Genomic DNA, 14,138 nt, shown 5'->3' on the forward strand with positions numbered 1-14,138 from the left:
ACCAAATCTTTAAGTTGTTCGAAGGCACGATCGAATTCAAGAATCTGTTCCGGTGATTGTTTCACTGCGTGGTTACTCCTGGCAAATTGGCAGTCTATTTTCAAGAATAGAATCCTGCGCAAATCCCATGCCAAACGGCAGGGGTGACCAACTTACTTTAAAGTAAGTGCCATTAGGCCTTAGCCCCGGTTCTTTCACATATGCAAAGACAAATTCGAATTAAGAAACAGTATCGAGTAGAGTGTCATTTTTAAGTTTAGGCTTGGTAGATATAACGAGAGTGCGACAACAGAGCACGTAAACACTACCCCCAACCCTCAAATTTCTGCTTGATTAAGCACTAGTCTTCTTTGTGATGCGAAACCGTAACCGTACTGCTGATGCCTCCGCGGGGAGTGAACTCGGCCCGCAGTTCGATCCAGCGGGGATCGGTGGCAGCGACCAGGTCATCCAGAATGCGATTGGTCACGTCTTCATAAAACGCACCGACGTTGCGGTAACTCTGCAGATACATTTTCAATGACTTGAGTTCGAAGCAGACCTTGTCCGGAATGTAGGCGATCATCAGCGTACCAAAATCGGGCTGGCCGGTTTTGGGGCAGACCGACGTGAATTCCGGGCACACGGTTTCCATTATATAGTCGCGGTGGGGGTGGGGGTTTTCAAATGTTTCCAGCAGTTCGCGGGAGGCTTCGTTATCGCTCATGATCGTCTGTTTCTGTTTCAAAATGAATCTGTATTAAAGGTGAACGTGTTCTATAGGCATTCCGCAGCGTGTGCAAGCAAAGCCAGCCTGTTTTCAGGCAATTCCGCTCAAATCTTGATGAAGATCCGCTGCAGATACATCCAGAGACAGATCAGCCACAACACGAACAGCACGGTCGCCGAAACCGCGATGGGAGCATACGGACAGTCGGCGCTGAACAGCGAACCGTGCACCGACCAGCCGGTCGCCTGATCCAGTGTGTTCAGATGAATCTTGAGCGATTTTGTGATCCAGGGCCGCAGCAACTGGGCCATGCAGTACATGGCAATCGAGTTCATACCAACCACCACAAACGGGAAGGCCCATTTTTTGTAACCTTTAACATCAATAATCCAGTAGAAAACCGCCAGGAACCAGAAGGCCCAGCCCGCGCTGAAGAGCGCCCAGCCAGGCGACCAGATGCGTTTCACAATCGGCACCAGATGCCATTCCCAGTTATTGATATTCACGGGCCAGATCGACGTATCCAGCAGCATGGATATTCCAAAGCAGATCAGCCCCGCCTGCAGCAGCCACTTGATCTTCATTTTCTCAAGCCGGTTGGAGATCAGCAACTGTCCCGCCATCAGGCCGAACAGCATCGTGGCAATCGACGGGATGAAATTTAATGTCTGGTAGCCACCCTTATTCACCCAGAACGTGTCTCCCTGGTCGGGGTCGTCTTTGGGGTTATCGTACCGCGGAAACATATTCAGTAGCTGACGATCGACGGCGGCCGCTGCGTTGGTATGTTTGTTCCAGGCACTGCCGATCCCGGAGAACTGCGACCATTCCGCTTCGTCCTTATGCTGGACTTCCTTAAGATAGGTTTTGACGGCCGCCAGTTCGTCTTCGGGGGGCATGTACTGATAGAAAAAGAACCAGTAGCCCCCCAGAATCGTGACCACACCAATCATCTGCGTCACAAACGACCGATTCACATAAAAGAAAACCACCAGGTAGCCCAGGCCGATCTGACACAAGACATTCGCGAACGTGAAATTCGTTTGTGGCCCGGACTGCGAAGAAAGAAAGACCCCCAGCGCCACCAGCAGGACGGCACGAAAGATCGCATGCATCCAGATCTTGAACGTGGAATCTCCCTTCTGTCTGCGTTTGCGAACGGAGAAGGGCATCGAGACGCCAACCATGAACATGAACGAGGGTTGAATCAGGTCCCAGAAGGCGGTCCCCGTCCATTCGACGTGACTCAACTGGTACGAGAGGGTCTGCCAGAGCGTTTTCCACGAGGACTCCCACTGAGTCCCGTTATACTGGTCCAGCACTTCAGGAGAATTCCGCACGACGCTGGCTATCGCCAGCCCGCCTGACGCCATCGCCAGCATCACAAAGCCGCGATAGGCGTCCAGTGAGACCAGCCGCTGGTTCGTTTCCGGCTTTTTCTTTTCTTTCAGGCTCACATCTTTCTCCGTCACCACCTTGGCCGGTTCAACCTCGGCAGAGACTTCCACGCCCGGCGTCTGCTGCAGCGGGATGGTTTCGGAGTTTTGCGAGTCGGAATTGGGATTATTTTGCGACATCTGATTTACCGATGACTGAAAAACAGCTAATGTATGGCAGGAATCACTCAGCATGATCGATTCTGAGACCGATGGCTACTAATATCGTACCCTTTTTGGTTTGCAACGTAAATCATCTTTCAATCAACCTCGACTGACTTTCACTTTAAGAAGACCTCATGACGATCCTTGTTACCGGTGGCGCAGGCTATATCGGCTCACATTGTGTTCAGCAACTGCTCGCCGCCGGGCAGAAAGTATGTGTCATCGACAACCTGTCCCGCGGACACCGGGAAGCGGTTCCTTCCCAGGCCTCGTTTTTTCAACTCGATCTGAGCGAGACCGATGAGCTGATCGACGTCATGAAGTCGCAGCGGATTGAAAAAGTGATCCACTTCGCGGCACTCGCGTATGTCGGCGAATCGGTTGAAAATCCGCTGCCTTACTACGCAAATAATACGGCGGGCACGCTGTCACTGCTGCAGGCGATGCGACAGTCGCGCGTCAGCCAGATTGTGTTCAGTTCCACCTGCGCCACTTATGGGATTCCGGAACAGATTCCCGTCACCGAGGAAAGCGCACAAACTCCCATCAATCCTTATGGCTGGTCGAAACTCTTCATCGAACAGATTCTGACCGACTGTGCCAGCAGTTATCCCAACTTCGGCTTTATCGGACTGCGGTACTTCAACGTCGCCGGTTGCGCCATCAACGGTTCACTGGGCGAAGATCACAGTCCCGAAACACACCTGATTCCCAACTGCCTGAATACGGCCCTCGGAAAACAGTCGCATGTGACCATCCTGGGGAATGACTACCCCACGGCGGACGGGACCTGTATCCGTGATTATATTCACGTCGAAGATATCTGCCGGGCGCATCTGCTGGCGTTGAACGCGCTCACGCCCCAGGCAAACCGGTTCTATAACGTCGGTCTGGGCAGCGGGTTTTCCGTGCTCGATGTCGTCAAAACGACAGAGCAGGTGACCGGCTGTAAAATTCCGGTTGAATATCAGGCACGTCGTCCCGGCGATCCCCCGGTGCTCTCCGCCTCGCACGAAAAAATCACCCGGGAGCTGGGCTGGTCGCCACGCCATACTTCGTTGACCGAGATTATTGAATCGGCGTGGAACTGGTTTCAGAAACATCCCGACGGTTATCAGGGTCAGGGCCCGACCACTTCTCCCGGCGATTCCGGAGAGCAGGCGTGAACGACGGTTTTCCTGAAATCCGGTTTCAGGGACAACTCCGCCCCTCTCAAGCCGAGGCGATTGCCGCCGTCGAGCAGCAACTGGCGGCGGGTCAGAAACGCCTGCACGTCGTCGCGCCCCCCGGTTCCGGAAAAACGGTGTTAGGCCTGTTTCTCTGGACGCATCACATCCGCAGACCGGCGCTGGTGCTCTCACCCAATTCTGCGATTCAGTCCCAGTGGGCGGCCCGCACCGATCTGTTTCAATCCACGCTTACTCCGAAACAACTGGTCTCAACGGAAACCGGCGGCAGTGCGTTATTGACCTCGCTCACCTACCAGTCCGTCACACTGCCGCGCAGGGGAGATGCCGATCTGGAAGCCGATGCGCTCGATTTCTGGATTGATGTACTCATCTATAAGGAGCAGGCACAGGATCCGGCGGAAGCGGAAATCTGGATTAACGACCTCAAAGTACATAACCCCGATTACTATGAAAAGCGGATGCGCGTCTATCGCAAAGCGGTTCGCGATGATGCCATTCTCAAGGGGAACGCGCTAGAGATGCTGCATGATTCCTCGCAGCAGACGCTGGAAACCTTCAAACAACAGGGCGTCGGCTTGATCATCCTCGATGAATGCCATCACCTGATGGGACACTGGGGCAGGGTGCTGGCCGACGCGCACGACTACCTGGATCAGCCCGTGATCATCGGTCTGACGGCGACCCCTCCCGATGAAAAAGGGAAACGCCCGGAAGACATCGACCGCTACAACGACTTCTTCGGACCCATCGATTACGAAGTTCCGATTCCCGCGGTCGTCAAAGACGGCTATCTCGCTCCCTATCAGGATCTGGCGTATTTCGTGCGTCCGTCTCCGGAGGAATTATCGTACGTCGCCAATACCGACGACCAACTGCAACTGATTATGGAAACCCTGTGTACTGCCCGCGTCAGCGAAACGGTATCACAGCCGGAAAATTCACCTGATTCAGAAACAGAGGAACCGTCGTCTGTCGAACGCGCTGAACCGCTGCAGGACTGGTTGCTGCATCTACTGACGAAACTGGAGCTTCCTTCAGGTCAGGTGGTGGAAGACTGGACGACGTTTGAACGACGTGATCCTTCCCTGGCAGATGCCTCGCGTCTGTTTTTGCAACACCGTGACATTGAACTCCCTACCCATGTGCCTCCGCTCTCTGTTGATCTGATGGAAGAAGACATTCCCCGCTTGAACTACTGGGCTCCCGTGCTCGATCGTTACATTCGGCATCGCCTCAGGCGGTCTCCGTCTCAAGCAGATCAGGAATTAGCGCAACAGGCTGTCGACCAGCTTCGCCTGCTGGGCTTGCAGATCACCGAAACCGGCTGTCAGGCGTGTGCGTCCCCCGTCGGTCGAGTGATTGCCTACTCGCGAAATAAAATCAAAGCGCTGGTGCCGATTCTCAGCCAGGAGATTGAGAACCTGCGTGAGAATATCCGTGCGGTGGTGATCGCCGATTTCGAAAAAACGTCGGCCACATCCGCCGAGGTGGAACATCTGCTCGATGAGGAAGCGGGCGGTGCGATTGCCGCCTTCAAACAACTGGTCAACAATCCGCCGACCGACTGGCTGAATCCGGTGCTGCTGACCGGCTCCAGTGTACTGGTTGACGACGACATTGCCGATCAGTTACAGAGCAGGGCGGAAGAGTGGCTGCGTGCACGCGACATTGATGTCACGCTCAGTCGCGAACCCTTTGACGGCTTTGACCTGCTTAACGGCAGTGGTTCGCAATGGTCACCGCGGGTCTATGTGGAAATGATTACCGACCTGTTCCAGGCAGGCGTCACCCGCTGCCTGGTAGGTACGCGGGGTCTGCTGGGGGAAGGCTGGGATGCGAACAAGATCAACGTACTCATCGATCTGACGACCGTCACCACTTCGATGACCGTCAATCAGCTGCGGGGGCGTTCATTCCGTCTCGATCCGGATCAGCCGGAAAAAGTTGCCAATAACTGGGACGTGGTCTGCATTGCTCCCGAATTTACGAAAGGGCTGGACGACTACGAACGTTTCAATAAAAAACATTGTCGCCTGTTTGGCGTCACCGATGACGGCCTGATCGAAAAAGGGGTAGGGCACGTCCACGCCGCGTTTACCGAACTCAAACCAGAGGGGCTGGAAGAATCGGTCCAGTTACTCAACAGCGATATGCTGACCCGTTCCACGAAGCGCGCCGAATCCCGCCAGCTCTGGAAGATCGGCGAACCCTACCAGGGCATCCCGTTGAAAACGATTGAGATCAACAGTGCGAGTCGCGACGGCGCCGGCTGGGGATTTATGCCGTTTCAGGGTCTGCGTTCTCCCTGGTCGGCGGAATCGTTGACGAAAGCCGTCAGCCGCGCGGTTCTGGGGTCACTGCAGGAAGCGGGACAGCTCTCGCAAGAATCTTCGCTGCAGATCGGTGCCCGCTCCGGGAACTATATTCGCGTCTTTCTGGACCGTGCTTCCGAAGCAGATTGTGACCTGTTCCTCTCCGCTGTCAACCAGGTGTTCGGCCCTCTGCAGGGCGCCCGCTATGTCATTCCTCGGCACATCCATCAGATCGAAGACACCTGGATCTCGCGTTTGCTGCCCGATCTGCTGGGACGTTTTTTTCGCAAGACGGAACAGGAACTGGCGATGGTTCACGCAGTACCGGCGGCACTGGCACGCAACAAACGTCTGGTCGCCATCTTCCAGTCACGCTGGAACCAGCATGTCAGTCCAGGTGAGGCGCTATTTGCCTATCGCGGCGCAGGGGCAGAACTGGTTGAAGAAGCCCAACGGACCGGCTTCGTTCCCCACAGTAGAATCCATGAGAAAGAGATTTTTCTCTAAACAGTCTACGATTATCAGTTTTTTTGCCGCTTTACTGACAGATGGGCTTCGCAGTGGTACAATAATTACCCTTGTTAATGAATCTCACACTCTCCCGTTCCCCGCCTCTGCTGACAACAGGAATGATCATGGCTCTGAAACCACTCCGTTCTCCGTTTCTCTGGCTGACCTTTCTGGCTCTCCTTGTTTCCACAACTGCTTCTCAGGCAGCCGATCCCCGCAAGGTGATTGGCCCCAGCACCGCCGATCAGAACCTGAGCGATTACTTTCATGACCAGACCATGCAGTTGGCCAACAACAGTCTCAAAAACATCACCGATCTCGAAGACTGGAAAAAGAAACGCGTTACCTACCGTAAACAACTGTTTGAAATGCTGGGGCTCGCACCACTGCCTGCGAAAACCGATCTGAAGCCGGAAATCACAGGTACGATCGAAAGCGATGGCTTCATCGTCGAAAATATCACGTTTCAATCCCGACCCGGCCTGTATGTCACCGGCAACCTGTATCGACCTGCAAAACAGGAAGGCAAGATCCCTGCCATCCTGTATGTCTGTGGTCATGGCGGCGTTAAGAAAAACGGCATCATTTATGGTAATAAGGTGCACTACCAGCATCATGGCGAATGGTTTGCCCGCAATGGATATGTCTGCCTGACGATTGATACGCTGCAACTGGGCGAGATCGAAGGTCTGCATCACGGGACCTACCGTGAAGGGATGTGGGAATGGCTCTCGCGCGGTTACACACCCGCGGGTGTCGAAGCCTGGAACTGCATTCGGGCGCTCGACTATCTGCAGTCACGTCCTGAAGTGGATGGCGAAAAACTGGGTGTCACCGGTCGTTCCGGCGGGGGAGCTTATAGCTGGTGGATCGCGGCGCTGGATGAACGCATCAATGCTGCCGTGCCGGTCGCCGGGATCACGACGTTGAAAAATCATGTGATCGACGGCGTGATTGAAGGACACTGTGACTGTATGTTTATGGTCAATACGTATCAATGGGATTACGCCCAGGTCGCTGCCCTCGTCGCGCCACGACCGTTGTTGATCTCGAATACCGACAAGGACAGTATCTTTCCACTCGACGGCGTGGTCGACGTCTACCGCAGTACAATGCAGATCTATGACTTGTACGGCGTACCCCAGAACCTGGGCCTGCAGATCACCGAAGGACCGCATAAGGATACACAGGAACTACGTATTCACGCCTTCCGCTGGTTCAATCATTTCCTCAAAGGGGATGACAGCCTGATCGAAATGGCAGCCACGAAGTTCCATACACCCGAAGAACTGAAAGTCTTCCAGACACTCCCCGCAGACCAGAAGAATGCCAAAATTCAGGAATCCTTTGTCAAGCTGGCAGACCCCGCGCCGGTTCCGGCAGACACGCAAGAGTGGGAACAGCAGACCGAACACTGGAAACAGCAGTTGCTGCAGAAGTCTTTCCGTGCCTGGCCTGAAAAAGTGACCGCCAGCAAACCTGAAATAAAATCGATTCCGAAAGACGGTGTGGTTCTGCAGACGATCTCTTTCGACAGCCAGAATCATGTACCACTCGACCTGTTCGTCGTCTTGCCGGCAGACATCGATGCCACGAAAATCGACAATATCAATCTGGTCGTGCTGAATCAGGCGGACTGGGAACGTGATTTCAAACACATCGTTCCCTTTTTTCCAGGGATGCAGGTTGGGAATGCGTCTTCCCCTGAAAGTAAAAAACGGTTCCAGGAATTTCGCAAACAAATTCTGGAAAGCGGAGCCCCCATCGCCTACTTTGCCCCACGGGGTATTGGCTTGAGTGAATGGAATCAGAATAAGAAGAAACAGGTTCAGATCCGCCGGCGTTTCTATCTGCTGGGACAATCCCTGGAAGGTATGCAGGTCTGGGATATTCGTCGTGCCATTCAGACTCTGAAATCACTAACCGACAGTTCTGGTGCGCAATTGACTTTGCAAGCCAGCGGTGAGGCAGCAGTTTTGTGCCTGTATGCCTCACTCTTCGAAACCGGGATTGCGGCGCTGGAACTGGAAGGACTGCCTGTTTCACATCAGCAGGGACCGGCGTTATTGAATGTGCTGCGCTACCTGGATCTGCCTCAGACGCTCGCCATGGCGGCAACACGCAGTCCAGTGGTCTTAACCAAAGCAAAACCAGAGGACTGGAAATATCCCGCTGAGGTCAGCAAAAAGCTGGGCTGGGATCAAAGTCGGCTCCAGATTCAGAAATGACGCAGAGAAATCGCAGCGAGTTTCAAACCAGTCTCTTCGCTCTGTTTGCTCATTTCCGCTGCGCCGTTATAATCGGATTAGAGTCACCGGCAGCACAGATCATCAACCGCCGATGTTTCTGCCCGATTATCGCATAGACGCTCTTTTTTCTCATAGACAAGGTACTTCGACGTGAACCGTCCTCCCCATACAGCAGCAGCACTTCCCGACCCCACTACGAACATGACCGAAGGCTGGCATTGCCTGCATCTGTATTATCGTGTTGATCAGGGAGCACTGAACCAACTCGATCAGAGTACCCGGGCAGAGGGGCGCAAGCAGTTGGCAGCTATTCTGGATGCGGAAGCCGAAGATGCCCCCATTCGCATGCAGACCTCAATTGTATCCGGCCATAAAGCCGATCTGCAGGTGCTCGTCATGGACCCGGACCCGATCAAAATCGATGGTATCAAGCAGGCCATTCGCAGCTGTGGACTGGGACCAGCGTTGATCCCCACGTATTCGTTCGTTTCGATTACCGAAATTTCAGAATACGTTCCCACACTCGAACAGTTTGCAGCCAAGCTCAAGCGGGAAGGGACCGATCCCGAAGGCCCCGCGTTCCAAGCGAAAATCAAAGCCTATGAAAGCCGCCTGCCTGCGATGAACCAGCAGCGGATCTATCCCGAATTCCCTGATTTTCCGGTCTGCACGTTTTACCCGATGAACAAATCACGTGTTCCCGGTGCCAACTGGTACATGGAACAGTTCAGCAATCGTTACAGCATGATGGCCGAACACGGAATGAGCGGCATGAAGTTCGCCGGTCGTGTCGTACAGGTCATTACCGCTTCCACCGGCTTTGATGACTGGGAATGGGGAGTGACTCTCTGGGGACGTGCTCCGGAACCGATCAAAGAAATCGTATATACGATGCGGTTTGATAAAGCGTCTGCCAAGTATGCAGAGTTCGGGCCGTTCTATCTGAGCTATATCGTACCCCCGGAAGAAGCAATCGCCCATCTCAAACTCTGATGAGTTCGAGACAGGCGATGCAGGCCTTCCATCAATATCAATAGTTCGGTTTAGCGACGAAAGCGGTAATTGCTGTTGGTCTGGTCAAATTCCGTCGTAGCCAGTTCTGATTTCAGATTGATATCGGTAAATGAGTAGGATTCGATCAGGGTCTTTTCATCCAGTTCTTCTGGAGAAGCAGTCGCCAGGTCCTGTGCAGGCCAGCCAAAGCCGCGAACAAAAATTGGCAGGCAAGTCTTCTCATCAATATAGATGACTGATTTACGATAGTTTTCCGACTCTTTCCGATTCGCAAAATGAGCGATGAAACAGTAACAGTCTTTCCCGTCATATTTCTGTTTGGGAATCATCACACATTCCGTATTCAGATTTTCCTCCAGATCTTTCTTCCGGTATTCGATAATCGTTTCCGCCAACGCCTTGATTCCTGCCTTGGTAATGGGATACCGAGATTCCTGCATCGCCAGGGAGCCAAGCGGATCCAGTTTGAGAGTGGGAACCAGACGGCCCTTTAATCCACCCATTTTAACCAGCATTTTTTCTTCATTTTCACCATCAACATAGAGCAGTTCCTGCCCCTTATCGCCCACGATCCACTTCATGTAGACACTAAATGGTTTGTGGCGGCATTTCAGGTTGATGACCTGGTTCTCAGACAGTTCGCCTCCCACATATTCCTGCTTGGAAAAGGTAGCGGTGTAATCGGAAATGCTTTCGAGATAGCGGCAACCTTTTTCCAACAACAGTTGATTCATCAGGATCGCCATACGACCTGTCAGCATACCGTTACTCTGTTGTGACTGCTGCTTTGCCTCGCCCGACTTCTCTGCCTGACTGGTTTCTGAGTTGACAACAGGTTTATATGCGATCACCGGAATGGGAACAGGCTTGGATGCAACGAGCGCCATATCATTCGGATCAGCATCTGCGGGAGCCGGGTCAAAACTGAAATATAATATTCCAATTGCAGCAGAGATGATGGCCGACGCCATGACATTTGAAAAATGATGTTCTGATCTGATTCTTAGCATGCGCATCATGCGGTACCATTCCTTTTCGGTAAGAAAATGCAAGGCACCGTCTTGTCTGAATTAAATTCCCGTAAAGGAATCCACTCATCCGTGAAAAGACGTAAACCGGGCTTGCCCGTCGTGATATGATGTGGCCAGCACACGACAATCCCTGAGTGCGTCTGACAGATGTTTGATTTCATAATAAATGCTCTCATCAATCTGAACATAGAACTCACCTGACCCATTGGCGGCTCTATCTTCAAAAACGGAGAACAATACGCTCACTGCGTATTTCCCGATTCGTGCATCTCCAAATTCCGATTCAACCTCACTGTCAAACCGTTAATTTCATTATTTCGGGGTGGCTATGACTAAAAATTCGTCATTTTTCCTAGTCGAGTATTAGAAAAACTGATGCCCGTTTTTTAATCAGATCACTCTCAATACAAGCGGGGTTCAGAACAGATGAAACCCACAATCTTTCCACAAACTACCCATTCCCGCATGTGTCTGTTTTCCTGCAACTGTGAATGGGAACTCAGAATGCATCTCTTTTTTTTCGGACCAGGTTTTATTTTACTAAGGCATTCATTTACAATGATTTAGCTGAAATACAATACATAATCTCATTTTGATATCTTCTCCCCCCTTTGCAAAAAGGTCTGCACCATGAATTTGAATCGGCGCTCATTCCTTCAATCTTCTACTGCCGCTCTGTTCACAGGCACTCTGATCGGTTCGCTTACGGCGTCTCCCTCAAAAGCAGCCGGGAAACGATCCATGAAACTGGATTTGTCCTGTGGTCGCATTGGAGTGAAAGCAGATCAGCGGCAGGCGATTAACTATGCCCATCAGTATGGCTTCGAAGCAGTTGTCCCGGATGCAGGCTATCTGGGAAAGCTTTCTGACAGCCAGTTAACCGAACTCAAAGCAGAAATGCAGGACAAAAACCTGGTATTCAGCGCCGCCGGCATGCCAGTCGATTTTCGCAAAACAGATGATATCTTCAAGCAGAGCCTGGCAACACTCCCGAAAAATGCGGCTGCACTACAAAGAGCAGGGGTGACCCGTACAGGCACCTGGCTCATGCCCACACATGATCAGCTGACTTACAACGCCAACTTCAAGCAGCACACGCGCCGACTCAAACAGATCTCCCAGGTCCTGGCTGACCACGGTCTGCGGTTCGGGCTGGAATATGTCGGCCCCAAAACACTCTGGTCCAGTAAAATGTATCCCTTCATTCACTCGCTGCCGGAAGCCCGCGAACTGATCGCGGCCATAGACGTCCAGGGGGTGGGTCTGATTCTGGATAGTTGGCACTGGTACACTGCGCACGAAACCAAAGAAGATCTGCTGACTCTGACGAATACCGATATTGTCGCCGTCGATTTAAACGATGCGCCCGCTGGCCTGGAAATCGATCAGCAGATTGACCAGAAACGCGAACTCCCCCTGGCGACCGGAGTAATTGATCTGGCAACATTTCTGAATACACTGAACCAGCTCAACTACGATGGACCTGTTCGTGCAGAACCTTTTAACGCCGCCTTAAGAAAAATGCCAGCTGATCAGGCAGTAGCCGCGACTGCAACCGCGATGAAGAAAGCCGTCGCGCTAATTCAATAAGTGGAGTCAGACTACTTTTTCTTATCTTTAGCCAGTGTGATTTCAATCGTCACCGGCGTACCTCGCGGGGGTATCTTCTCCTTGTTCGCCTCGAACAGCAGATTTTCTTCTCCGGACGCCGAACTGACGATATTCACATCAATGATCGCAGTAGGAAAGTTTGCGACGCAGATCAGATCGCCACTTTCTGCATAGTAGTATTTTTCCCCCGTCATTTCATCGAGAGCAAAACCACTGCCCGCAAAGATCCAGTCAAATTTCATTAATCGGGGCTGGGTTTCATCGTAGAACTTTTTGATCGCAGCCTGAAATGCTTTGTCCTTGGACTGCGCCAGAAACTGATCACGGCTTTCTTTAGACATCTGACCAAACCAGATCAATTCCTTGTATTTCTCGTCATACCGCAGTTCGCTTTTTTTATCGATGGTGACCCCGTCAGGTAACCGATCCAGCTTCGTAGTGAAATAACGATTGGTCGCAGTTCTGACCCAATGCTGAGCGACTTCACGCTGCTCTTTTCCATCTTTGTCTTTCCATACCAGCACGATATCCAGTTTCTGTCCCTGGGGGGGCTGAAACTCAGGCGTGAATTTAACAGGCGTCCCTACTTTGGCGCCAATCGCCAGCAGGCCGGCATGAATGGCGGTCGCCGGAGATTCAATCGACAGAATCGATTCATGCTCTTTCGTCTGTTTTTTACACAGCAGCATTTCCAGCACGCCTTCCTGCAGGCAGACATGCGTTTTCAACAAGAGTTTTTTGTTCGCCAGATCCAGCAGAACGGTTTTCTGCTTGTTCAAAGCGACCGGACTATCCTTGTCTTTTGATTTCGCTTCCGCGGACTTCGAATCGGCAGCAGTTACCGGTTTTTCTTTAACAGGATCAGCCGCCGTTAACGGGGGACTGCAAATCAGTAAAAATGCGAACAAGGTTAACGCGGCAACGTTCTGTCGGTTCATAATTCCATCCATCAGGGTAAAAGGCCGAGGGGCCCGTCTGTGATATATTATTATTCTATGTTCTTCCCTGCAAAAGTCTGTACTGATTCAAGGGGAATTAGCAGATCTTACCGGAAGAACTGAATTCGTTCAGCCAGTTGATATAATCGGCGGTCATCTGTTCGCGATCTGGCTCAAATTCCAGTGTATGCCGTGCCTCCGGGTAAGTGATCAGCGTTTTCCGATCAAACCTGATGCGTGAAAAACAGGCTTCCGTCGCCAGATTATCAATAATCTGATCCTGTCCCGCAAGCTGACAGAACACCGGACAGTTGATCTGCTCCACTGCTCTATCTACCCGGCGATCCAATTCCCGGTTCGCCAGTAGAAAGGACACACTCACTTCATGCAATGCCAGAGGGTCTGCCTGGATCCACTTCTGCCAGTCCGTGTCAGCCGTAAACAATGTCGGATCACTCAAAGGAATCGGCACCCGTTTGTCCCTGATTCCCAATCGCTCGGCCAACGACAGCTGTAGCTGCTGGAATGCAGTCGCTTTGACCAGGGCTTTAATCCCCGGATATAGTAACGCCACAGCGTCTATTAATTCAGGCCGCTCTGCTGCCACCACTGCTGCCAGTTTTGCTCCCCAGCTCATCCCTTGCAAAACGATTGGCGCTGGTTGTCCTGACTGTTCCTGATGAAATCGGATCTGAGATAACACCTGCACCACATCTTGAACCAGCCGCCGCCAGTCTGCTGCATTTCCACGATCTCGCGTATTGAGTCCCGAGCCTCTGCGATCAAAAAAGAAAACCTGCGCGCCTTGCTCACTCAGTTGCCGGCACGAGGCTTCATACCAGCCGGAATGGCTCTGAATCCCATGCAGCATCACCACAGTCACCCGGACGCGCTGATGATCCGGATGCCACACACGGCCCTGTAGATGATAACCATCAGAGCTTATGAATTCTTCTATGGCTGCTTCGATCAT

The 14,138-nt window shown here is 52.3% G+C and carries 10 protein-coding genes; 5 read left to right on the top strand and 5 right to left on the bottom strand.

What is annotated here, in order from left to right:
* Positions 1–340: 340 nt before the first annotated feature.
* On the bottom strand, positions 341–706 hold the full coding sequence (gene queF, locus ACN0YH_RS03730) for a preQ(1) synthase (RefSeq protein ID WP_417378215.1): 366 nt from the start codon (positions 704–706) through the stop codon (positions 341–343).
* 107 nt (positions 707–813) lie between these two features.
* On the bottom strand, positions 814–2,286 hold the full coding sequence (locus tag ACN0YH_RS03735; protein ID WP_417378216.1) for an acyltransferase family protein: 1,473 nt from the start codon (positions 2,284–2,286) through the stop codon (positions 814–816).
* A gap of 158 nt (positions 2,287–2,444) precedes the next feature.
* Here ACN0YH_RS03735 and galE point away from each other — a divergent pair, with 158 nt between their 5' ends.
* From galE to hemQ, 4 genes are all read left to right on the top strand, one after another.
* Positions 2,445–3,476, top strand: coding sequence for a UDP-glucose 4-epimerase GalE (galE, locus tag ACN0YH_RS03740; RefSeq protein ID WP_417378217.1), 1,032 nt, complete (start codon positions 2,445–2,447; stop codon positions 3,474–3,476).
* Positions 3,473–6,319: a DEAD/DEAH box helicase gene (locus ACN0YH_RS03745; protein ID WP_417378218.1), complete on the top strand. Its 2,847-nt coding sequence runs from the start codon at positions 3,473–3,475 to the stop codon at positions 6,317–6,319. The genes galE and ACN0YH_RS03745 overlap by 4 nt, the downstream gene beginning before the upstream one ends.
* Before the next feature lie 128 nt (positions 6,320–6,447).
* Positions 6,448–8,550, top strand: coding sequence for an alpha/beta hydrolase family protein (locus ACN0YH_RS03750; RefSeq protein ID WP_417378219.1), 2,103 nt, complete (start codon positions 6,448–6,450; stop codon positions 8,548–8,550).
* 171 nt (positions 8,551–8,721) lie between these two features.
* Entirely contained in the window at positions 8,722–9,564 is an 843-nt protein-coding gene (gene hemQ / locus ACN0YH_RS03755; RefSeq protein ID WP_417378220.1) for a hydrogen peroxide-dependent heme synthase, read from the top strand.
* Positions 9,565–9,614: 50 nt separating this feature from the next.
* Here the strand turns inward: hemQ and ACN0YH_RS03760 are convergent, their stop codons facing one another.
* Positions 9,615–10,604 carry a DUF1571 domain-containing protein gene (locus tag ACN0YH_RS03760; RefSeq protein WP_417378221.1) on the bottom strand — a complete coding sequence of 330 codons (990 nt, stop codon included), beginning with the start codon at positions 10,602–10,604 and terminating at the stop codon, positions 9,615–9,617.
* A gap of 753 nt (positions 10,605–11,357) precedes the next feature.
* Between ACN0YH_RS03760 and ACN0YH_RS03765 the strand changes: the two genes are divergently transcribed.
* Entirely contained in the window at positions 11,358–12,206 is an 849-nt protein-coding gene (locus tag ACN0YH_RS03765; RefSeq protein WP_417378222.1) for a sugar phosphate isomerase/epimerase family protein, read from the top strand.
* 11 nt (positions 12,207–12,217) lie between these two features.
* Here ACN0YH_RS03765 and ACN0YH_RS03770 read toward each other — a convergent pair whose 3' ends face one another.
* Positions 12,218–13,165, bottom strand: coding sequence for a YdjY domain-containing protein (locus tag ACN0YH_RS03770; RefSeq protein ID WP_417378223.1), 948 nt, complete (start codon positions 13,163–13,165; stop codon positions 12,218–12,220).
* 97 nt (positions 13,166–13,262) lie between these two features.
* A complete protein-coding gene (locus ACN0YH_RS03775; protein WP_417378224.1) occupies positions 13,263–14,138 on the bottom strand; it encodes an alpha/beta hydrolase in 876 nt (291 codons plus the stop codon).

It is taken from the genome of Gimesia sp. (assembly GCF_048262075.1).
In the GTDB taxonomy this organism is placed as follows: domain Bacteria; phylum Planctomycetota; class Planctomycetia; order Planctomycetales; family Planctomycetaceae; genus Gimesia.